Raw genomic sequence first — 21,838 nt, forward strand, 5'->3', positions numbered from 1 at the left:
ACGCTGTTGAGTTCTCAAGGACCAGACGCACTCCCCACTCGACACCACGAAGATGCTCCGCCAGAGAGGCTGTCGTTCTCGAACCCACCGATGTCGTCGAACCCAGCCACACAACCGTGCAACCAGATCCAGTGGCTCATCCCGAAGGAGAGAACCGGTGGAGTAGTCATCCTAAGCGTCGAAGCGAACCAGCACAAGGCCAGATCTGAACTCCAGTGGAGGATGGTCCCGCTTGAGGGCCGACGTGCTCTGGGCTTTCGCTCCAGCCGCTCCGCCGCACCTTTGGGGTGACGAGGGATTACTTTACGCAGCCCCCACCCCACACCACCAACCCACCCCACATCCCGGGCGTGTCGCACACTGCAACACCGACGCGATCGCCGGCGACGCCACCGGGCAGACGACGAACGCCCGGCCCTCGACGAGGACCGGGCGCTCGGGACGAGCAGGACAGGGTCAGGACACCGTCACTCCGGCGAGGGTCTTCTTCCCCCGACGGAGGACGAGCACCCCGGCTGGCAGTGCGAGGGACGCCACCGTCGCCGCCGGGTCCTCCGCTCGCTCGTTGTTCACGTAGACCCCACCCTGGGTGATCGCGCGACGGGCTTCGCCGAGGGACTTCACGAGCTCCGTCTCGACGAGGGCACGTGCGAGGTCCGCCGTCCCCTCGATGCTGACGGAGCCCGGCAGCTCGGCGATCGCCGACCGCAGGGTCTCGTCGTCCAGTGCGCCGAGGTCACCGTTGCCGAACAGGGCGGCCGACGCGTCGATCGTCGCCTGCGTCGCGTCGGCCCCGTGGACCAGGGTGGTGACCTCCACGGCCAAGGTGCGCTGGGCCTCCCGTCGGAACGGCTCGTCGGTCACCGCCTGCTCGAGCCGCTCGATCTCAACCCGCGACAGGAACGTGAACTCGCGCAGACGCGCGACCACGTCCGCATCCGAGGTGTTGAGCCAGAACTGGTAGAAGGCGTACGGCGACGTCATCGTGGCGTCGAGCCAGATCGCGTTGCCTTCGCTCTTGCCGAACTTCGTGCCGTCGGAGTTCGTGATGAGGGGCGTCCCGACCGCGTGGGCAGCCACACCTTCGGTGCGCCGGATCAGCTCCGTGCCCGACGTCAGGTTCCCCCACTGGTCCGAACCACCGGTCTGCAGCGTGCACCCGTACTGGCGGTACAGCTCGCGGAAGTCCAGCCCCTGCAGGATCTGGTAGCTGAACTCCGTGTAGCTGATACCCGCGTCGGAGTTCAGTCGGGCCGCGACGGCGTCCTTCTTGAGCATCGAGTTGACGCGGAAGTACTTGCCGATGTCGCGCAGGAAGTCGATCGCGGAGAGCGGCGCGGTCCAGTCGAGGTTGTTCACCAGACGGACCCCGTTCTCGCCGTCCGGGCTGAGGAACCGCGAGACCTGGGTCTGCAGACGACCGACCCACTCGACCACGGTCTCGGGGGTGTTCAGCGTCCGCTCGGCCGTCGGACGCGGGTCGCCGATCAAGCCGGTCGACCCGCCGACGAGCGCGAGCGGCTTGTGGCCCGCCAACTGCAACCGACGCATGGTGAGCAGCTGCAGCAGGTTGCCGCAGTGCAGCGACGGAGCCGTCGGGTCGAACCCGCAGTAGTAGGTGACCGGGCCGGCGTCGAGAGCCTCTTTGAGTGCGGTCTCGTCGGTCGAGACGTGCACCAGACCACGCCAGCGCAGTTCGTCCCACACCGAGGCGAAGGTGGGGTCGTTCTGCTGGCGCGTCAGGACATCGGGAGCGGTATCACTGGACACCCCGCCATCGTAGCGGCGCAGCGGCACACGCTTCAGTCCGAGGCGCCCTTGTGCCGACGGTACGTCGACACCGTCGGGTCGCCGGGCAACCAGAACCGCCACGGGAAGGAGGCGCCACCCGCGACCCCGCCGACACCGGTCCGTGGTCCGCGCGCGATCGAGCCGTCGGTCAGGAGGGCCTCGGTGACCGCAGCCGGTGTCGCGGAGGCGAGCCGGGCCTCCAGACCGGGTGCCAGGGTGAGCCGGTACGGGCCGGAACCGTCGAGGAGCGAGGTTCCGTCGTCCTCGCCGAGGACCGCGCCGAGCGCGACCCCGAGGTTGCCCGGTCCGCGCGCGAGGGCAACGTCGGCGACGGCCGGACCCCGCCGTTGCCGGGCGGTCTCGATGCCGGCGACGACCTGCGCTCCGCGGAGCAAGGACCCGGACGAGACTCCGTCGGGCCCGCTCACCACGTTGACGCAGGTGTGGATGCCGTACGAGCGGTAGGCGTAGAGGGAGCCGGGCGGGCCGAAGAGGTGCCGGTTCCGCGGCGTCATCCCGCGGTGACCGTGGGAGCCGGGGTCGACGGAGCCGGAGTAGGCCTCGACCTCGGTGATGCGGAGGGTGACGCCCTTGCCGGTGAGGGTCGCGCCGAGCAGCGCCGGCGCGGAGACCGGCGCCGGCTCCGACAGCAGGGCCTCCAGGGCGCTCACCGCTCCGGTCATCGGGCGAAGGGCGTCCCCGCAGCGATCTCGGCCACGGAACGGGTCACGGCAGCGAGCTGCTCGGCGACCCGCTCCGGCGCGGTGCCACCCACGCCACGACGCGAGGCGACGCTGCCCTCGATGGTCAGGACGGCGCGCACGTCCGGCGTCAGGTGCGGCGAGACCGACGCGTACTGCTCGTCCGTCGGGTCGTCGAGGTCGATCCCGCGCTCTTCGCAGTACCGGACCAGCGCACCGGACACCTCGTGCGCGTCACGGAAGGGGACGCCCTGGCGGACCAGCCACTCCGCGACGTCGGTTGCGAGCGAGAAGCCCTGCGGCGCCAGTTCGGCCATCCGCGCGGTGTCGAACGACAGTGTGGCGACCATGCCGGTGAAGGCGGGCAGCAGGACCTCGAGCTGGGCGACCGAGTCGAAGACCGGCTCCTTGTCCTCCTGCAGGTCGCGGTTGTACGCCAGCGGCAGACCCTTCAAGGTGGCGAGGAGGCCGGTGAGGTTGCCGATCAGCCGGCCGGACTTGCCGCGCGCGAGTTCGGCGATGTCGGGGTTCTTCTTCTGCGGCATGATGCTCGACCCGGTCGAGAAGGCATCGTGCAGCCGGACGAAGCCGAACTCCCTGGTGTTCCAGAGGATGATCTCCTCGGCCAGACGCGAGACGTCGATGCCGATCTGCGCCAGGACGAAGGCGAACTCCGCCACGACGTCGCGCGCGGCCGTCGCGTCGATCGAGTTGTCGGCCGGCCGGGCGAAGCCCAGCTCGTGGGCGATCGCCGTCGGGTCGAGCCCGAGCGAGCTGCCCGCCAGCGCGCCGGCACCGTAGGGGCTCACGCTCGCGCGACCGGCCCAGTCACGCAGCCGTTCCAGGTCGCGGACGAGGGGCCACGCGTGTGCGAGCAGGTGGTGGGCGAGCAGGACCGGCTGCGCGTGCTGCAGGTGGGTCCGGCCCGGCATGATCGCGCCCTCGTGCTCGGACGCCTGCTGGCTGATCGCGTCGACGAGGTCGATCACCATCCGGCCGATCCGCCGTCCGTGGTCGAGCATGTGCATACGGCCGAGGGTCGCGATCTGGTCGTTGCGGCTGCGGCCGGCGCGGAGCTTCCCGCCGAGTTCCGGTCCGACGTCCGCGATGAGCAGGCGCTCGAGGGCTCCGTGCACGTCCTCGTCGGAGTCGGCGGGCTGCAGGGCGCCGTCGAGGAACGACTCCTCGAGGCGGTCCAGCCCGGCGAGCATCCGGTCCAGCTCGTCGGTCGTCAGGTACCCGGCCGTCTGCAGCGCCCGCGCGTGGGCGCGGGACCCGGCGAGGTCGTACGGCGCCAGCTGCCAGTCGAAGTGCGTCGACTTCGACAGCGCGGCGAGCTCGGCACTCGGACCGTCCGCGAAACGACCGCCCCACAGGGCACCCGTGTTCGTCGCGTCGGTCTTGCTGCTGGCTTCTTCCGGCCGGGAGGCCCGGGGCACGTCCGTCATGTCGTCCTGCGTCGTCAGAGGTGGCTGGGTGGTGCCGGACGGGCCGGGGCTGGCGACCCCGGCCCGTCCGGCGGGTGGTGCTGGTGGTGCTGGCTGCGGCTGCGCTTCGGCTGCGGCTGCGGCTGTGCTTCGGCTAGTTCGCGAGGTCGCGGCGGGCCGAGATCTTGCTCGGCAGCGACCACAGCTCGATGAAGCCCTTGGACAGGGACTGGTCGAACGTGTCGCCGGTGTCGTACGTGGCGAGGTCGAAGTCGTAGAGGCTCTGCTCCGAACGACGGCCGGTCACCGTGGCGCGACCGCCGTGCAGCTGCATGCGGATGTCACCGGACACGTACTCCTGCGTGGAGTCGATGAAGGCGTCGAGGCTGCGCTTGAGTCCGCCGAACCAGAGACCGTCGTAGACCAGGTCGGCCCACTCCGACTCGACACCGCGCTTGTAGCGGTTCACGTCACGCTCGAGGGTCAGGCTCTCGAGCTCCTCGTGCGCGGCGATGAGTGCCATCGCGGCCGGGGCCTCGTAGACCTCGCGCGACTTGATGCCGACCAGGCGGTCCTCGACGACGTCGATGCGGCCGACGCCGTGCTTGCCGGCCAGGGCGTTGAGCTCCTGCACGATGCGCAGGACGCTGAAGCGCTGGCCGTCGATCGCGACCGGGACACCCTGCTCGAACGTGATGGTGACCTCGTCGGCCTCACGATCGACCGACGGGTCCTGCGTGTAGGCGTAGAGGTCCTCGATCGGGGCGTTCCACGGGTCCTCGAGGAACCCGGTCTCCACCGCGCGACCCCAGACGTTCTGGTCGATCGAGTACGGCGACTTCTTGCTCTGCAGGATCGGCAGGTCGTGCTCCTGCGCGTAGACGATCGCCTTGTCGCGGGTCAGCGCGAGGTCGCGGACCGGCGCGACGCTGGTCAGGTCGGGGGCGATCGCGGCGACCGCAGCCTCGAACCGGACCTGGTCGTTGCCCTTGCCGGTGCAGCCGTGCGCGACGCTGTCGGCGCCGAGCTGCTTCGCCGTCAGGGCGAGGTGCTTCGCGATGAGCGGGCGGCTCAGCGCGGACACGAGCGGGTAGCGCTTCTGGTAGAGCGCGTTCGCCTTGAGGGCGGGGACGAGGTAGTCGTCCGCGAACTCGTCCTTGGCGTCGATGACGACGGACTCCACCGCGCCGCAGTCGAGCGCGCGCTGACGGATGGCGTCCATGTCCTCGCCACCCTGGCCGACGTCCACCGCCAGGGCGACGACCTCTTTCCCGGTGGCGTCCTTGAGCCAGCCGATGCCGACGGAGGTGTCGAGGCCACCTGAGTAGGCCAGTACGACGCGGTCTGCCATGAGTGTTCTCCTTGCTGGGGTGGTTGTCAGTTGCTGGCGGTCGCCGTGTTGGCGGCGAGGAGCCAGGCGAGCAGGGCCTTCTGGGCGTGCAGACGGTTCTCCGCCTCGTCCCAGATGATGCTGCGCGGGCCGTCGATGACCTCGGCCGTGACCTCGTAGCCGCGGTCGGCCGGCAGGCAGTGCATGAACACGGCGTCGGCGGCCGCGTGCGCGAGCAGCTCGTCGTCGACGCGGTAGCCGTGGAAGACCTCGAGACGCTGCTGCTTCTCTTCTTCCTTGCCCATCGAGACCCACGTGTCGGTGACGACGACGTCGGCCCCGGCGACCGCCGCGACCGGGTCGGTCACGACGAGCACCGAACCGCCGGTCTCCGCAGCGCGTGCCTCGGCATCGGCGACGACCTGGGCGGCCGGGGCGAACTCCGCCGGAGCACCGACGCGGACGTGCATGCCGGCGGTCGCGCAGGCGAGCAGGTACGAGTGCGCCATGTTGCTGGCTCCGTCGCCCACGAACGCGATGGTCTGACCGGCCAGGGCACCGCGGTGCTCGCGGATGGTCAGCAGGTCGGCGAGCAGTTGGCACGGGTGGAAGTCGTCGGACAGCGCGTTGACCACGGGCACGGTGGTGCTCGCCGCCATCTCCTCGAGCCCGGCCTGGCCGTAGGTACGCCACACGATCGCCGACACCATGCGCTCGAGCACACGAGCCGTGTCGGTCGGGGTCTCCTTGCCGCCGAGCTGGCTGTTGGCGGTCGAGATGATGAGCGGGCTGCCACCCAGGTCGCTGATGCCGACGTGGAAGGACACCCGGGTGCGGGTCGACGACTTGTCGAAGATCACGGCGACGCTCTGTGGGCCGGCGAGCGGCTTCGCACCCCAGCGGTCGCGCTTCATCTCGACGGCGAGGTCGAGGATGGCGGACTGCTCTGCCTGGGTCAGGTCGTCGTCCCGGAGGAAGTGGCGGGTCATGCGGTGGTCTCCTGGTCGGCGCCCGCGACGGCAGCCATGCTCTGGGCGAGGATCGCGAGGAACTCGTCGATCTCGTCGTCGGACACGATGAGCGGCGGCGCGATGCGCAGGCTCGATTCGTTCGGGGCGTTGATGATCAAGCCTCGGTCGAGCGCGGCGGCTGACACGGCGGCTGCGACGGGCAGACGCAGGCCGACGCCGACGAGTAGGCCGCTGCCACGCACCTCTTCCACCAGGTCGGAACCGAGTGCGGTGATGCCGGCGCGGATCCGCTCACCCTTGACGACGGCGTTCTCGACGAGGCCGCCCCGTTCGATCTCGGCCAGGACCGCGTTCGCGACCCGGGTGCCGAGCGGGTTGCCGCCGAACGTCGAGCCGTGCTGGCCGGCCGAGAACAGGTCGGACGCTGCCCCGAAGGTGACGAGGGCACCGATCGGGAACCCGCCGGCGATGCCCTTGGCCACCGTGATGGCGTCGGGGGTCACGCCGGTGTTCTGGAACGCGAACCACGACCCGGTCCGGCCGATGCCGGTCTGGATCTCGTCGAGGATCAGCAGGGCACCGTGCTGCTCGGTCAGCGCCCGGGCGGCCTGCAGGAAGCCCTCGGGCAGGTCGACCACGCCGGCCTCGCCCTTGATCGGCTCGAGGATGAGTGCGGCGACGGTGTCGTCGATCGATCGTTCGAGGGCCTCGATCGACGTCTCGATGTGCTCGACACCGGGGATCATCGGCAGGAAGTCCTCTTGCAGGGCGGGCTTGCCGGTGAGGGCGAGTGCCCCCATGGTGCGGCCGTGGAACGCCTGCTGCAGCGCGAGGATGCGGGTCTTCCGACCGTCGGCACCGCGGTTCAGGCGTGCGAGCTTGAAGGCCGCCTCGTTCGCCTCGGCTCCGGAGTTGCCGAAGTACACGCGGCCCGCATCACCGGCTCCGGAGATGCGCTTGAGGCGCTCGGCCAGTTCGAGCTGCGGCGGGGTGGCGAAGTAGTTCGACACGTGCACGAGCTTCGCGGCCTGGTCGCTGATCGCCTCGACCAGCGCCGGGTGGGCGTGGCCGAGCGAGTTCACGGCGATGCCGGCGAGGAAGTCGAGGTACTCGTTGCCGTCCACGTCCCAGACGCGGCAACCCTCGCCGCGCTCGAGCATGATCTTCGGCGGGGTCAGGGATCGCATGAGCGACGCCCCGAACCGGTCGTTCCAGGTCTCGGTCTGCGTCTCGGTGCTCACCGTGGTGTGCCCTTCTCGTCGTGGTGCGGGGTCGTTTGGTGCGGGGTCGCGTGCTCGCCGGCGGCGCGACGGCCGATCTCGGCGTGGGTGTTCTGGTTCTCGGTCCGTCGGCTGGGGTCCGGGATCACCTCGGTGCCCGCACCGCGCAGCGTGAAGACCTCGAGCAGGATCGAGTGCGGGATGCGACCGTCGATGATGGTCGCGCCGCCGACCCCGCCGACCACGGCGTCCAGGCACGCGGTCATCTTCGGGATCATCCCCGACTCGAGCGACGGCAGCAGCTGCCGCAGTTCCTCGACCGCGATGAGGTCGATGATCGAGTCCCGGTCGGGCCAGTTGCGGTACAGCCCGGGGACGTCGGTCAGCATCATCAGCTTCGACGCGTTCAGCGCGATCGCCAGCGCGGCGGCCGCGGCGTCGGCGTTCACGTTGAGCGCCTGGTCCGGGTGCGCGTCGTCGATCGCGATGCTCGACACGACCGGGATGCGGTCGGCGCGGATCGCGGCGAGGACGCCGGACGGGTCCACGTGGGTGATGTCGCCGACGTGGCCGAGGTCGAAGTGCTCGCCGTCCACGACGACGCCCTTCTTCTCGCCGGTGAACAGCGACCCGCCGTCGCCGAACACGCCGACACCCAGGCCGGGGCCGTGTTCGTCGATGAGGTCCACGATCTCGCGGTTCACCTCACCGGCCAGCACGTCGCGGACGACGGTGATCGCCTCGGTGGTCGTCACGCGGTAGCCGCCGCGGAACTCGGACTCGATGCCCTGTTCCTTCAGCGCCGCCGAGATCTGCGGACCGCCGCCGTGCACGACGACGGGGTGCAGGCCGGCGTACCGGAGGTAGACCATGTCCTCGGCGAACGCGCGCTTGAGGTCGTCGTTCACCATCGCGTTGCCGCCGAACTTGACGACGACGATCTTGCCCGAGAACCGCTTCAACCACGGCAGGGACTCGATGAGGGTCGCGGCCTTGACGGTCGCGAGCTCGTGCTCTTCTTCCTTCGACAGGTCCGGATCGCTCATCAGCTGGAGTACGCGCTGTTCTCGTGGACGTAGTCGTGCGTCAGGTCGTTCGTCAGGATCGTGGCCGCGTACGGTCCGACCCCGAGGTCGATGAGCACGTGGGTTTCCCGCGGGGTGAGGTCGACGCTGTCGCTCGGCTGGTCGGGGGCGCCCGCGTGGCAGACCCGGATGCCGTTCATCGAGACGTCTACCGCGTACGGATCGAACTCCGCGTCGGTCGTCCCGATCGCGGCGAGGACGCGGCCCCAGTTCGGGTCGTTGCCGAAGACGGCAGCCTTGAAGAGGTTGTTCCGCGCCACACTGCGGCCGACCGTGACCGCGTCGTCCTCGCTCACGGCTCCGACCACCTCGATCGCGATGTCGTGCGCGGCGCCCTCGGCGTCCTGCTGGAGCTGGCGGGCGAGGTCGGCGCAGACGGCGGTCAAGGCCTCCTGGAAGTCACCGACCTCGGGCGTCGTGCCGGACGCACCGGAGGACATCAGCACGACGGTGTCGTTCGTCGACATGCAGCCGTCCGAGTCGACACGGTCGAAGGTGACCCGGGTCGCGGCGCGCAGTGCCTGGTCGAGTTCGTCCGAGGTCAGCGCCGCATCGGTCGTGATGACCACGAGCATCGTCGCCAGCCCCGGTGCGAGCATGCCCGCACCCTTCGCCATGCCGCCGACCGTCCAGCCGTCGACGGTCACAACGGACTGCTTCGACTTGGTGTCGGTGGTCATGATGGCCGTCGCGGCGTCCGGTCCCCCACCGTCGGCGAGGGCGTCGGCCGCGAGCGTCACGCCGCGGAGGACGCCGTCGCGGAACGTCTGGTCGCCCCGCCCGATCAGGCCGGTGGAACAGACGACCACGTCGCCGGCGCCGACCCCGAGGGCGTCGCCGACCGCTTCGGCGGTGAGGTGGGTCGTCTGGAAGCCGAACGCTCCCGTGAAGCAGTTCGCGCCTCCCGAGTTGAGGATGACGGCGCGCGCCACCCCGTCCCCGACCACCTGGCGCGACCAGATCACCGGGTGCGCCTGGGCGCGGTTCGAGGTGAAGACGGCGGCCACGGCATCGGACGGGCCGTCGTTGACGACGAGCGCCACGTCCGGCTTGCCGCTCGTCTTCAGGCCGGCGGTGACGCCGGCGGCGCGGAAGCCCGCGGCGGCGGTGACGCCCTGCAACGCATCCTGGGCGGACGGGAGGCCCGTGGTCGCTTCGTGCGCGCCGGTGCTGTCGGTGCTGTCGGTGCTGTGGTTGCTGTCGGTCACGGGGCGACTCCGTCCACGCTGAGGCCGAGCGTCTCGGGGAAGCCGAGCGCGATGTTCGCGGACTGCACGGCTGCGCCGCCGGTCCCCTTGGCGAGGTTGTCGAGCGCCGTGACCGCGACGACGCGACCGGCTGCTTCGTCGACGGCGATGCCGACCAACGCGGTGTTGGCACCGATCGTGTCGGCGACCCGCGGGAAGACGCCCTCGGGCAACAGGTGCACGAAGGGCTCGTCGGCGTAGGCCTGCTCCCAGGCGAAGCGCACGTCGTGCGCGGTGACCCCGGGCGCCAGGCGAGCCGTCGTCGTCGCGAGGATCCCGCGCGACATCGGCACGAGCACCGGCGTGAACGAGATGCGGACGTCGGACGCACCTGCGACGCGGAGGTTCTGCTGGATCTCCGGGATGTGCCGGTGTTTGCCGCCGACGGCGTAGGCGCTGGCGGAGCCCATGATCTCGGCTGCGAGGTAGGTCGGCTCGAGCTTCTTGCCGGCACCGCTCGGTCCGACGCTCAGGACGGCGACGATGTCGTCGGACTCGACGAGGCTCGCCTGGACACCGGGCTGGATGCCGAGCGTGACCGCGGTGACGTTGCAGCCGGGGACCGCGATGCGCTTCGTGGCAGCGAGCTCGGTCCGCTGCCGGCCCTGCTCGACGATGTCGTCGACGTCCCGCCACTCCTCCGCTGCACCCGGCGCGGGCGGAGCGTGCAGCAGTTCCGGCAGACCGTAGGTCCACGCACCGTGGAACTCGCCGCCGTAGAAGGTCGCCCAGGCGCTCTCGTCGGTCAGGCGGTGGTCCGCGCCGCAGTCCACCACGAGCGTGTCCGCGTCGAGTTCGGCGGTGATCGCACCGGACTGCCCGTGCGGCAGCGCGAGGAACACCACGTCGTGCCCGCGGAGGTTCTCGGCCGTCGTCGCCACCAGCGTCAGGTGGGCGAGCGAGCGCAGGTGCGGCTGCGTCGCGATGAGCGGCTGTCCGGCGTTCGAGAACGCCGTGACCGTCCTGATGTCGAACTCGGGGTGAGCGGAGAGGATGCGCAACAACTCGCCACCCGCGTAGCCGCTGGCTCCAGCCACGGCGACGGATACGGACATGGGTTCCACCTTTGGTCGGACTGTTCGTCGAGAGAGTCGGAGGCGGCGACCCCGGGCGGTGATCCGTCGTGGATCAGTCGCGCAGGGTCGCCCCGAATCGCTCGCCGGCACGTCGGACTGCGCCGTCGCGGGCCTCGGAGGCCTCGGCAGCGGTCAGCGTGCGGTCCGTGGCGCGGAAGCGCAGGGCGAACGTCAGGGACTTCTGTCCCTCGTCCACGCCGGCACCCCGGTAGTCATCCACGAGCCGAGCATACTCCAACAGGTCTCCGGCACCAGCGCGCACCTCGGTCAGGACGTCGCCGGCGGGCACCGACACGTCCACGACCAGCGACAGGTCCTGGGTCGCGGCCGGGTACGACACGATCGCCGAGACATCGACCAGCTCGGGGGCCGCGGCGACCAGGGCGTCGAGGTCCATCTCGACGACCGCGACCACACGCGGCAGGTCGGCCTCCGCCGTGCGCTCCGGCAACAGCTCGCCCGCGACGCCGACGACGACGTCCCCGACGAGCAGCGACGCAGCGCGCCCGGGGTGCAGCGACGGGTGGCTGGTCTGCGCGACGGTCAGTTCGACGCCGACGGCCCAGGCCACGGTGCGGGCGACGTCGAGCGCGTCCGCGATGCCGAACGGTTCGACCGTCGTGCCCGGCTGCTTGAGCACGGCGTTGCCGACGAGCAGGGCACTGACGTGGAACGGCTGCGGCGGCAGCGCGGCGTCCAGAGCGGCGAGGGTCTCGGCCGTCGGACGCTCCGCCCCGACCGGGACCTCGACGGTGCCGAGCTCCACGCCGGGCTCCGGCAGGAACACCCGGGAGGTCTCGTACACGGCGACGTCGACCAGGCCGCGGGAGAGGTTCCGACGGGCGACGTCGACGAGGGCCGGCAGACCGCTCCGGCGCAGGTGGTCCTGGGCGCTGTCGAGGGCGTTCGCCAGGACGACGCTCGGGCCGCCCGCAGCGTCGATGCCCGGGAACGCGGCAGCGGTGGCGGCGGAGACGAACGGAGCCGTGACGACCTCGGTGAGGCCGGCAGCGGCGAGGGCGGCCGAGACCCGGCGTCGGGCCTGCTGGTGCCGCGTCAGCCCACGTCCGGGCGGCGCGACCGGCAGCACGCTGGGGATGCGGTCGTACCCGACGATGCGGGCGATCTCCTCGACCAGGGAGACGTCGTCCACCAGGTCGGGGCGCCAGCTCGGCGGGGTCACGGCGACGCGGTCACCGTCGACGCCGACGGTCGCCCCGATCGCGCGGAGGGTGTCGAGTACCTCGGCGTCGGTGTACTCGACACCGATGAGCCCGGCGGCCCGGTCCAGGCGCATGGTCACGGTGGGGCGCTCCGACTCGTCGACCAGCGTCGACCCGAGGGCGTCCGGCGTGCCACCGGCGAGGTCGACGAGCAGCTCGACGGCGCGGTTCGCCGCGGCCTGGGCGACGAGCGGGTCGACACCGCGCTCGAACCGGCGCGATGCCTCGCTCGGCAGCTTGTGCCGCCGGGCAGTGCGGGCGATGGACACCTGGTCGAAGCCGGCGGCCTCGATCAGGACGTCGGTCGTCGCCGCGGTGATCTCGGTGCGTGCGCCACCCATGACGCCGGCGAGGCCCACGGCCCCGTCGCCGTCCGCGATGACCAGGTCTTCGGCGTCGAGCGTGCGCTCCACGTCGTCGAGTGTGGTGAGGCGCTCCCCCGCGGCGGCTCGACGGACGGTGAGGCCGCCCTGGAGCGTGCCGAGGTCGTACCCGTGCAGCGGCTGACCGAGCTCGAACATCACGTAGTTGGTGATGTCGACGGGCAGGGAGATCGACCGGACACCGGCGAGCGACAGGCGCGCGACCATCCAGGCCGGCGTCGGACGGCTGGCGTCGATGCCGCGGACGACCCGCGTCACGAAGGTGCTCGACCCGACTCGGCCACGGATCGGTGCAGCGTCGTCGATCGTCACCGCGAAGCCGTCACCGGTGCGCGGCAGGACACGGTCGACCGGGTCCGAGAAAGTCGCCCCGGTGGCGTGCGCGTACTCACGAGCGACCCCGCGCATGCTCATCGCGTAGCCGCGGTCCGGCGTCACGTTGATCTCGACGGCGGCGTCGTCCAGGCCGAGCAGCGCGATGGCGTCCGCACCGACCTCGGGGTCCATGCCGAGGTCCGCGAAGCGGAGGATGCCGTCGTGCTCGTCGCCGAGCCCGAGTTCACGGGCCGAGGCGATCATGCCGTCGGACACGTGGCCGTAGGTCTTGCGCGCGGCGATCGGGAACGGACCGGGGAGCACGGCGCCGGGCAGAGTCACCACGACGAGGTCGCCGACGTCGAAGTTGTGGGCGCCACAGACGATGCCGCGGGGTTCGGCTTCGCCGACGTCCACCTGGCACCAGTTGATCGTCTTGCCGTTCTTCTGCGGCTCCGGGACACGCTCGAGCACCCGGCCGACCACGACCGGTCCGGTCAGGTCGAACGTGTGCACGGCTTCCTCTTCGAACCCGACCGACACCAGGGCGGCGTGGACGTGCTCGAGCGAGACGTCGTCGGGCAGGTCGACGGATTCGCCGAGCCAGCGGAGTGGGACGCGCATCAGACCACCGTTCCGAACTGCTGCGAGAAGCGGAGATCGCCCTCGAGGAAGTCACGCATGTCGTTCAGGCCGTTGCGGAACTGCAGCGTCCGCTCGATGCCCATGCCGAAGGCGAAGCCCTGGTACTCGTCCGGGTCGATGCCGGCGGCACGCAGGACGTTCGGGTTGACCATGCCGCAGCCACCCCACTCGACCCAGCGCGCGCCGCCCTTGGCGTTCGGCTGCCAGACGTCCATCTCGGCGCTCGGCTCGGTGAACGGGAAGTAGTTCGGGCGCAGTCGGATCTGCGCTTCAGCACCGAAGACCTGGCGCGCGAAGTGCTCGAGCGTGCCGCGGAGGTGTGCCATAGTCAGGCCCTTGTCGATCGCGATGCCCTCGACCTGGGTGAAGACCGGCAGGTGTGTGGCGTCGAGTTCGTCGGCGCGGTACACGCGGCCCGGGGCGATGACGTAGAGGGGCAGCTCGCGCGACAGCAACGACCGCACCTGCACCGGCGAGGTGTGCGTGCGCATCAGCAGGTGCCGGTCCACGGGCTCGACGAACACCGTGTCCGCCATCGCCCGCGCCGGGTGGTCCTGGTCGAAGTTCAGCGCGTCGAAGTTGAACCACTCGTGCTCGAGCTCGGGGCCTTCCGCGACCTCCCACCCCATGCCGACGAAGATGTCCGCGACGGTCTCGTTGAGGACCGACAGCGGGTGCCGCGAACCCGGCGCGCGACGTGACGGCAATGCGGTGACGTCCACGCGCTCGGCGTCGAGGCGCGCGCGCTCTTCCGATTCGGCGAGGACCGCTTCCTGCGCGGCGATCGCCTGGTTCACCTGACCGCGGGCCTGACCGACGAGCTTGCCCGCGGCGGCCTTCTGCTCCGGCGGGACGCTGCGCATCGACGCGTTCATCCGCGCGAGCGTCGACTGCTCACCGGTGTGCTCGGCACGGGCCTGCTTCAGCTCGGCGACGGTCGTCGTGGCGCGGACGGCGGCGAGGGCCGCTTCCACGGCACCGGCGACCGCCGATTCGCTGATCTCGAGAGGTTCTGACACGAGAGCCAAGCCTACCGGCCGACGGGATACCGCCGCCCTGCACCGGTCGGACTGTGGAGAGTGTCCCGTTAGTCGCTGGCTGTGGAGGAACGGGTGCGCTGGGCGAACGCGCTCTCGTAGAGACACACCGACGCCGCGGTCGCGAGGTTCATCGACTCGGCCCGCCCGTAGATCGGCACCTTCACGGCCCGGTCGACCAGCGCGAGGTCCTCGGTGGTCAGGCCGCGGGCCTCGTTGCCGAAGACCCAGACGGTCGGCCCGTCGAGCATGCCGTCGGCGCGGACGTCCGGCAGGTCGTCGCCGGACACGTCGGCGGCCAGGATCGTGTAGCCGAGACCCCGTGCGCGCTCGATGGCGTCGACGAGCGTCACCCCGACCGAGACCGGCACGTGGAACAGCGAGCCGGTGGTGGAACGGACGACCTTGGGGTTGTACGGGTCGACACTACGTCCGGTGAGCACGACGGCGTCGGCTCCGGCGGCGTCCGCGGCCCGGATGATCGTGCCGGCGTTGCCCGGGTCGCGGACCTCCTCGAGGATGGCGACCAGTCCGGGCAGGGCACCGGACTCGGCGACGTCGGCACGTGCCTCCAGACGGGCGTCCGGGAAGACGTCCTTGACCGACGTCGGGAACTGCTGGCACACCGCGACCACGCCCTGCGGGGTGACCGTGTCGGCCATCGCGTCGAGCACCTGCTCGGTGACGAACCAGGTGTCGACAGGGGCGTCGTCCAGCCCGTGGCGCGCCGCCGCGGTCGGGGTGACGTAGAGCTCGCGGAGGAGCTCCGGGCGGTACTCGATCGCCTCGCGCACGGCCTGCGGGCCCTCGAGCAGGAACAGCCCGGTCTCGGCACGGACGTCCTTCTTGGCCAGGGCGGCCACGGCCTTCACTCGGCCGGCACGGGGGTTCTCGAGGAGTTCACTCACGGGCCCAGTCTAGGAACCACCGGCTGCCCGCCACGACCGGACTGCCGACGGGTGCCACCGGGAACGACGGAACCCCCACTCCTGACGGAGCGGGGGTTCCGGTGCACGGGTGACGTGGCTCAGGCTGCCTTCGGCGCCGAGGTGTCGGCCGGCAGGGCCTTCTTGGCGGTCTCGACGAGCGCGGCGAACGTCTCGGCGTTGTTGATCGCGAGGTCCGCGAGGATGCGGCGGTCGACCTCGACGCCAGCCAGGGCCAGACCCTGGATGAGGCGGTTGTAGGTCAGGCCGTTCGCACGCGACGCAGCGTTGATGCGCTGGATCCAGAGGCGACGGAACTCGCCCTTCTTCGCGTGACGGTCACGGTACGCGTAGACGAGGGAGTGGGTGACCTGCTCCTTCGCCTTGCGGTAGAGGCGCGACCGCTGACCGCGGTAGCCCTCTGCGCGCTCGAGGATGACGCGACGCTTCTTGGCGGCGTTGACCGCTCTCTTGACTCTTGCCATTGATCTGTTCCTTTACGATCCGGGTCGACTCAGTGGCCGAGGAGCTTCTTGACGGCCTTGACGTCGGCCTTCGCGAGGACCTGGTCCTCGTTGAGGCGGGCCTTGCGCTTGGAGGACTTCACCTCGAGGTTGTGGCGCATACCGGCCTGCTGCTTCATGATCTTGCCGCTGCCGGTGATCTTGAAGCGCTTCTTCGACCCGGAGTGGGTCTTCTGCTTGGGCATCGTGGTGCCTTTCCGTGGGGTGGATGGGGACCGCGTCGAGCGCGGATCGGCCTGGGAGGACCTATTCGGCCGACGAGTCGGCCGGGGCTGCTGCGGCGGGAGCCGACGTGGGCTCGTCCTCCGACTTGGCCTTGGCGGAGTGCTCGGTGGCCTTCCGCTCGGCCTTCTCAGCGGCACGCTTGGCGTTCTGCTCGCCCTTGACGTCCGACTTGTTCTTGAGCGGCGCGATGATCATCGTCATGTTGCGGCCGTCCTGGGTCGGACGCGACTCGACGACGCCGAACTCTGCGATCTCCTCCGCGAACTTCTGGAGGAGCCGGACACCCTGCTCGGGACGCGACTGCTCGCGACCGCGGAAGAGGATCATCGCCTTCACCTTGTCGCCACCGAGGAGGAACCCCTCGGCGCGCTTGCGCTTCGTCTCGTAGTCGTGCACGTCGATCTTCAGGCGGAACCGGACCTCTTTCAGGTCGGTGTTGACCTGGTTGCGGCGGGCTTCCTTGGCCTTCTGAGCGGCTTCGTACTTGAACTTGCCGTAGTCCATGATCTTGGCGACGGGCGGCTTCGAGTTCGGCGCGACCTCGACCAGATCCAGCTCGGCTTCCTGCGCGAGGCGCAGTGCGACGGCGATGGGGACAACGCCGACCTGCTCGCCCTGGGGTCCGACCAGTCGGACCTCGGGGACGCGGATTCGGTCGTTGGTACGGGGATCGGTGATGCGGAGCTCCTTCAATCAGGTGGTGGCCGTCCGGGGCGTTTGCCCGGGACGACGGCACGAGAGAGGAGATCTGACGCACGGATCGAGACCCGTTCGGCAGCCGCCCGACGCCGACCCTTGCGGTCCGGCTTGCGCCGACCCTTGCGGTTCGGCCTGCCGATGTCCACATCGTGGACTCCGGCGGAGCGGTGGTGACCCGGTAGCCTTGGTGCAGCCGCGGGTGGGAGGAACTCCTCTTTCGTGACGCTGTCCTGATCCGGACCTTCCCGAGTACAACCGGGAGGATCTGGGCTCGACCGGAAAGATCCGGGCGCGCGGACAGTGTCTGCCGTCGGCGAGTCTAGCAGAGGAGCACCGTGACCGACACCCCGAGCAACCCGGCCCCCGCATTCGACGATTCCGACGAGGCCGCGCGCGACATCGCCGAGGTCCCCGCGATCGAACTCATCAACACCGTGGCCGTCCACCTGCTCAGCGCCGCCGCCGTGAAGGTCGGCCTGGCCGACGACCCGGAGCAGCAGACCGACCTGGACGAAGCGCGGAAGCTCATCACCTCGCTCGCCGGGCTCGTCACCGCGGCCGCGACCGAGATCGGCGACCAGCACGCGCGTCCGCTCCGCGACGGGCTGCGGTCCGTGCAGCTGGCGTTCCGCGAAGCGTCGGCGATCCCGGACGCACCGGGCAAGGGTCCGGGCGAGAAGTACACCGGACCCGTCAACTAGACGGTCCCACTGACGGACGGGAGGCCCGTGGCGGCGTCGCCACGGGCCTCCCGTCCGTCATCCAGTCACGCTGCACGCGCGACCCACCGTCGTCATGCTGCCGAGCGCGCGACCAACCGGTCGACCGCCGCGACGGGGATGCCGACCCAGGTGGGGCGGTTCCGCGCCTCGTAGACGACCTCGTAGACCGCCTTGTCGAGCTCGAAGGCGTCGAGCAGTGCGCGGTGTGCGCGCAGGTCGGACCCGCTGCCCCGCTCGTATCCGTCGAGGAACGCACTGCGCGCCTCGTGCGCCCAGTCGCCGGTGTCCACGGGCTCGTCCTCGTGCGCGAGGGCGCCGGCGACGTAGTCGAAGGACCGCAGCATGCCGGCGACGTCCCGCAGTGCGACGTCCGGACGTGAGCGTTCCGGCATCGGACGGAGCGGCTCGCCCTCGAAGTCGAGGAAGACCCATCCACGGGGCTCGGGGGCTGAGAGCACCTGCCCGAGGTGCAGATCGCCGTGGATGCGCTGCATGGTCGGCCACGGCACGGTCGCCGCCCGGTCGTAGACCCGGCCGACGGCGGCGGCGTGCTCGGCGACCTGCGGCACCTCGGCAGCCGCGGTGTCCAGGCGACGACGCATCGTCGCGATCGCCTCGTCGACCTGGTCCGGTCCGGACGTCGCGGTGGCCATCGCGCCGGCCAGGACCGTGTGCACCTCGGCGAGCGCGGCACCGAGTCGGTCGGCGGCGCTGGCGAAGGACTCGCCGCCCCGGGCCGCGGTCAGCGCGACGCGCCAGGCGTCCTCGAGCCCGGGCAGGAACTCCTGCGCGAAGGCGAGGTGGCCGTGCGCGGTGCCGCTCGTCTGGCCGGCGTCCGGCCACTCCCCCGTCAGCGCGCCGAAGGTGCGTGGCACGCGGACGGAGCCGGCGGTCGACAACGCACGCTGGGTGGTGACGTCGGGGTTCTCACCGTCGTGCAGGACGCGGAAGACCTTGGTGATCACCTGGCCGCTCTCGGCGGTGTCGGCGATGACGGACGTGTTGGACTGCTCGCCGCTGAGGACGCGCGCGCCGGTGACCGGACCGATGTGTTCGCCGTCGGCCTCGATGCGGCTGAGCAGCCAGCGTGCGTAGGCGACGTCGTGCGGGGCGTCGTAGACCGCTGCACCGTCGAGTTCGGTGACCAGGGCGTGCGTGAGCTCGGGGACCGCTGCGGGTCGCACGGTGAGCGGTACCTGGTAGAGGACGGGGCCGGTGGGAGCGTCGTCGAGGACGAACAGGGTGCGGATCGTCGCGTCCGCGGTGGTGTCGGTCTGTTCGGCGACGACCCGGATGCTGGGGGTCCCGCCCTTGGCGGCGTACCACCGTTGGTCGGCCATCCAGCCGGCGACGGCGGTCTCGAAGGGGTCGGCGTGCACAGCGTCGGTCATGTCGGGGACGCTACCCGTCGGGGCTGCGCCGGGTCGCGGGATCGCGGGTGCGGGCTGCGTCGGGTCGCGGGTCCGGGTTGCGTCGGATCGCGGGTGCGGGCTGCGTCACCTTCCTGCACAGGGCGACGCTGGCCGGGAGGCTGTCCACAGTTCGCGGGGGCCGTCCCGGTGCGGGGGCGGTCCGGACGACACTGACTCGCATGCCCCAGCGAGATGATCCCCACGATGACGACTTCCCGGCCCCACGCCTGACGTGGCGGGTACCGGACGCCCGACGACTGCCCGCCCTCGAGCCCTACGCGGACGTCGTCGGGCGGGTCCCGCACGTGATCGTGCGCGAGACCGTCTGGGACACGTCGGACGGGGTGCTCGCCGCCGCCGGGATCGACCTGGTGCGCAGCGAGGACGGCACCTGGACGATCGACCGCGGGGACGGCCCGGAACACCTGGCGGACCGGACGGCTGATGCCCCGGTGCCGGAGCTGGCGGTGTACCTCCGTGGTCGCCCCCTGACCGTGGTCCGGCGGCGCGACACCACGACGGCCCTGCTGGTGCTGCACAGTCGGGACGGCCGCGTGCGTGCCGAGGTCGCCGACGTCCGGGTCGACGAAGGCGCTCCGGGCGAGCCGGTGCTGCGGGTCGGCCGGTGGTGGGCGCTGGCCGACGACGGCAGCGAGCATGCGCTCGTCCGCGGGGTCGAGCGGGCGATGCTGGACGCAGCCGAGGACAGCAAGGACGCGGAGGGCACGGACGTGGCGCGCACAGACACGGCGAGCACGACCGAGGGCGACGAGCGGGGCGCAGGCCTGTCCGAGCAGTCGCCGGTGCAGGTCCCCCGAGGTGCGCCCGTCCGCCGACCGGCCGGAGTGCGCCGCCCGAGATCGGGCACCGCCGCTCGGTTCGTCGTCGATGCCCTGGCCACGCTCCGAGCCGACGTGGTCCGGATCGACCCGCTCGTCCGGCGCGGGGAGCCCGACGCGCTGCACGCCCACCGCGGGTCGCTCCGCCGGATCCGGAGCGTGCTGGCCGTGTTCCGCGGAGCGCTCGACCGCGACGCCACCGAAGCGGTGCGACGGAGCCTCGGCCACGTCGGACGTGCTGCCGGGGTGGCCCGAGACGCCGAGGTCCTGGCCGCGACGGTGCGGTCGCTGGCCGACCGCGCGCCCCTCGGACTCGTCGACGACGCCGCGTCGGCCGGGCTCCTCGGTCGCCTGGCGACGGCTCACCGCGAGGCAGTGGCCGGCTTCGACGAGGTGCTGCGATCCGCCGAGTGGTTCGACGCCCTCGACGCACTCGACGCACTCATCGCCGACGCACCACCCGGTCCTCGGGCCGGGGACGCCGTTCGTCCCTTCGTCGAGCGTCGGCTGCACCGCGAACGACGGCGTATGCGACGTGCGCGGGACACGGCAGCAGCCCGCGCCGGTGACCTCGAGGTGCTCCACGATGCCCGCAAGGCCGCGCGACGGCTCCGGTACGGCGTCGAGGCGGTGGGCGGGTCCGTCGCCGGCCACCAGCACCTCGGTCGACTCCGGAAGGTGCAAGCGGCCCTGGGCGACGGACTGGACGCCGCGCACGCCGTCGCGGCCCTGCAGCTGGGCACGGACTTCACCGCCGGGGTCCTGGCGACGGTCGGCCGTCAGCGGGCCGACCGTCGGTTCAGGCGCGGGCGTGAGTTGCTCGCCCGCCTCTGATCAGGACGTGCACTTCGTGGTCGAGAACTCGTTCGAGCCGACCACGTCGTTGTCGCAGGACACCGTGTTGCCGAGGACCGGACGGAAGGCGAAGGCCACACCGTCGCTGTTGCCGAGGTCCACGGTGTTGCCGGAGAACGTGTTGTCCGTTCCCCATCCGTCCAGCAGCTCGTGCGTCTGGAACCCGTCGAGGATCGAGTGCACACCGCGGTTCCCGGTGACGCTCCAGCCGTTCCCCTTCACGTCGACCCAGGAGTCCGCATGGTTCTGCCCCTGCATGCCCGCACCGTCGAAGGAGTTGTCCGACAGCACGCCGCCGGTGGTCCCCTCCTTGATGTCCACGTTCTCGGCCGCGGTGTCGGTGATCGTGTTCTCCGTCACGACGTTGCGGTCGCTGCGGTCCGGCTTGCAGTCGGACACGTCGCACCAGTTGTTCTTCGACGAGCCGATGTAGATGCCCTCGCCGAACTTCGGCTTGCGGAGTCCGGTCTCCGACACGTGGTTGCCCCGCACCGTGTTGTCGCTGCTGTTGGCACGGACGTGCATCGCCTCGTCGCCGATCTTCCGGACCGTCAGCCCCTGCAGGACGGAGTGCTGGGTGTCGTCGAGCATCACGCCCTTCTGCCCGTTCTGCACGGTGAACCCGGACAGGGTCCAGTACGCGCCGCCGTCGAGGTGCATGACGTAGCCGTCGGAGGGGTCGCCGCCGTCGAGGACGGCACCGCTCCCCCCGCACAGGGCGATGGGCTGGCTGGCCGTGCCCGTGGCGGTGCCCTCGAAGGTGCCGTCGTAGGTGCCGTTCGCCAGGGCGATGACGTCCCCGGCCTTGGCGTCTTCGAGCGCGGACTTGAGCGCATCGGCGGTGCTGACCCGGATGGTCGGCGACGTGCACGCCGCGGCCGGGGCTGCCGTGGCGGTCCCGCCGGAGCCGTTCGCCGTGCCGCCGCTCGTCCCGCTGCCGCCGGAGTCGGCACTGTCGGGCCCGCCGTCGTCACCGAGGGTGCCGAGTTGCGGAGTGCGGCTCGCGCTCGGGGCGCGGCCGGGGTCGGTCGTCGCCGACGAGCTGGGGGCCGGTGCCGCGACGGTCTCGGGGCCGCGCACCGCTGCGCTGACACCCCAGACCCCGCCGACGATCACGGCTCCGGCGACGAGGCCGACGACCCCGGACAGGATCTGGACGCGATGTCGTTCGAAGAGGTTCGTCAT

At 71.0% G+C, this 21,838-nt stretch carries 19 protein-coding genes; 2 read left to right on the forward strand and 17 right to left on the reverse strand.

All coding sequences use genetic code 11. The features are described 5' to 3' along the window. Positions 1 to 456 precede the first annotated feature (456 nt). From tyrS to infC, 15 genes are all read right to left on the reverse strand, one after another. Complete coding sequence (gene tyrS, locus DEI97_RS14665) at positions 457 to 1,770, reverse strand: tyrosine--tRNA ligase (protein WP_111073726.1); 1,314 nt, start codon at positions 1,768 to 1,770, stop codon at positions 457 to 459. A gap of 32 nt (positions 1,771 to 1,802) precedes the next feature. After that, positions 1,803 to 2,462 (reverse strand): DNA-3-methyladenine glycosylase, encoded by a 660-nt coding sequence (locus DEI97_RS14670; protein ID WP_349814962.1) that lies wholly within the window; start codon positions 2,460 to 2,462, stop codon positions 1,803 to 1,805. A gap of 8 nt (positions 2,463 to 2,470) precedes the next feature. Beyond that, positions 2,471 to 3,940: an argininosuccinate lyase gene (gene argH, locus DEI97_RS14675; RefSeq protein WP_258376625.1), complete on the reverse strand. Its 1,470-nt coding sequence runs from the start codon at positions 3,938 to 3,940 to the stop codon at positions 2,471 to 2,473. Between the two features lie 133 nt (positions 3,941 to 4,073). Continuing rightward, a complete protein-coding gene (locus DEI97_RS14680; protein ID WP_111073728.1) occupies positions 4,074 to 5,270 on the reverse strand; it encodes an argininosuccinate synthase in 1,197 nt (398 codons plus the stop codon). A 26-nt stretch (positions 5,271 to 5,296) separates the two neighbouring features. After that, entirely contained in the window at positions 5,297 to 6,238 is a 942-nt protein-coding gene (gene argF, locus DEI97_RS14685) for an ornithine carbamoyltransferase (protein WP_111073729.1), read from the reverse strand. Continuing rightward, on the reverse strand, positions 6,235 to 7,461 hold the full coding sequence (locus tag DEI97_RS14690; protein ID WP_111073730.1) for an acetylornithine transaminase: 1,227 nt from the start codon (positions 7,459 to 7,461) through the stop codon (positions 6,235 to 6,237). The genes argF and DEI97_RS14690 overlap by 4 nt, the downstream gene beginning before the upstream one ends. Continuing rightward, positions 7,458 to 8,486, reverse strand: a complete 1,029-nt coding sequence (argB, locus tag DEI97_RS14695; RefSeq protein ID WP_258376626.1) for an acetylglutamate kinase — start codon at positions 8,484 to 8,486, stop codon at positions 7,458 to 7,460. The genes DEI97_RS14690 and argB overlap by 4 nt, the downstream gene beginning before the upstream one ends. Then, positions 8,486 to 9,646 carry a bifunctional glutamate N-acetyltransferase/amino-acid acetyltransferase ArgJ gene (argJ, locus tag DEI97_RS14700; RefSeq protein WP_111074167.1) on the reverse strand — a complete coding sequence of 387 codons (1,161 nt, stop codon included), beginning with the start codon at positions 9,644 to 9,646 and terminating at the stop codon, positions 8,486 to 8,488. The genes argB and argJ overlap by 1 nt, the downstream gene beginning before the upstream one ends. An 83-nt stretch (positions 9,647 to 9,729) precedes the next feature. Continuing rightward, entirely contained in the window at positions 9,730 to 10,827 is a 1,098-nt protein-coding gene (locus tag DEI97_RS14705) for an N-acetyl-gamma-glutamyl-phosphate reductase (protein WP_111073731.1), read from the reverse strand. 73 nt (positions 10,828 to 10,900) lie between these two features. Next, a complete protein-coding gene (gene pheT / locus DEI97_RS14710; protein ID WP_111073732.1) occupies positions 10,901 to 13,393 on the reverse strand; it encodes a phenylalanine--tRNA ligase subunit beta in 2,493 nt (830 codons plus the stop codon). After that, entirely contained in the window at positions 13,393 to 14,433 is a 1,041-nt protein-coding gene (pheS, locus tag DEI97_RS14715; protein WP_111073733.1) for a phenylalanine--tRNA ligase subunit alpha, read from the reverse strand. The genes pheT and pheS overlap by 1 nt, the downstream gene beginning before the upstream one ends. Before the next feature lie 68 nt (positions 14,434 to 14,501). Continuing rightward, complete coding sequence (locus DEI97_RS14720; RefSeq protein ID WP_111073734.1) at positions 14,502 to 15,359, reverse strand: TrmH family RNA methyltransferase; 858 nt, start codon at positions 15,357 to 15,359, stop codon at positions 14,502 to 14,504. A 119-nt stretch (positions 15,360 to 15,478) separates the two neighbouring features. Further along, positions 15,479 to 15,862: a 50S ribosomal protein L20 gene (rplT, locus tag DEI97_RS14725; protein WP_111073735.1), complete on the reverse strand. Its 384-nt coding sequence runs from the start codon at positions 15,860 to 15,862 to the stop codon at positions 15,479 to 15,481. A gap of 29 nt (positions 15,863 to 15,891) precedes the next feature. Continuing rightward, positions 15,892 to 16,086 carry a 50S ribosomal protein L35 gene (rpmI, locus tag DEI97_RS14730; RefSeq protein ID WP_111073736.1) on the reverse strand — a complete coding sequence of 65 codons (195 nt, stop codon included), beginning with the start codon at positions 16,084 to 16,086 and terminating at the stop codon, positions 15,892 to 15,894. A gap of 61 nt (positions 16,087 to 16,147) precedes the next feature. Then, positions 16,148 to 16,819 (reverse strand): translation initiation factor IF-3, encoded by a 672-nt coding sequence (infC, locus tag DEI97_RS14735; RefSeq protein WP_111073737.1) that lies wholly within the window; start codon positions 16,817 to 16,819, stop codon positions 16,148 to 16,150. A 341-nt stretch (positions 16,820 to 17,160) separates the two neighbouring features. Between infC and DEI97_RS14740 the strand changes: the two genes are divergently transcribed. Further along, positions 17,161 to 17,526, forward strand: a complete 366-nt coding sequence (locus DEI97_RS14740) for a DUF1844 domain-containing protein (protein ID WP_111073738.1) — start codon at positions 17,161 to 17,163, stop codon at positions 17,524 to 17,526. 92 nt (positions 17,527 to 17,618) lie between these two features. Here the strand turns inward: DEI97_RS14740 and DEI97_RS14745 are convergent, their stop codons facing one another. Then, positions 17,619 to 18,938: a maltokinase N-terminal cap-like domain-containing protein gene (locus DEI97_RS14745; RefSeq protein WP_258376627.1), complete on the reverse strand. Its 1,320-nt coding sequence runs from the start codon at positions 18,936 to 18,938 to the stop codon at positions 17,619 to 17,621. A gap of 200 nt (positions 18,939 to 19,138) precedes the next feature. On the opposite strand from DEI97_RS14745, the gene DEI97_RS14750 reads away from it, so the two are divergent. After that, positions 19,139 to 20,632, forward strand: a complete 1,494-nt coding sequence (locus tag DEI97_RS14750) for a CHAD domain-containing protein (protein WP_111073739.1) — start codon at positions 19,139 to 19,141, stop codon at positions 20,630 to 20,632. On the opposite strand, the gene DEI97_RS14755 is transcribed toward DEI97_RS14750, so the two are convergent. Next, positions 20,633 to 21,838 (reverse strand): right-handed parallel beta-helix repeat-containing protein, encoded by a 1,206-nt coding sequence (locus tag DEI97_RS14755; RefSeq protein WP_111074168.1) that lies wholly within the window; start codon positions 21,836 to 21,838, stop codon positions 20,633 to 20,635.

Origin of the sequence: Curtobacterium sp. MCLR17_032 (genome assembly GCF_003234795.2) — a bacterium.
In the GTDB taxonomy this organism is placed as follows: Bacteria; Actinomycetota; Actinomycetes; order Actinomycetales; family Microbacteriaceae; genus Curtobacterium.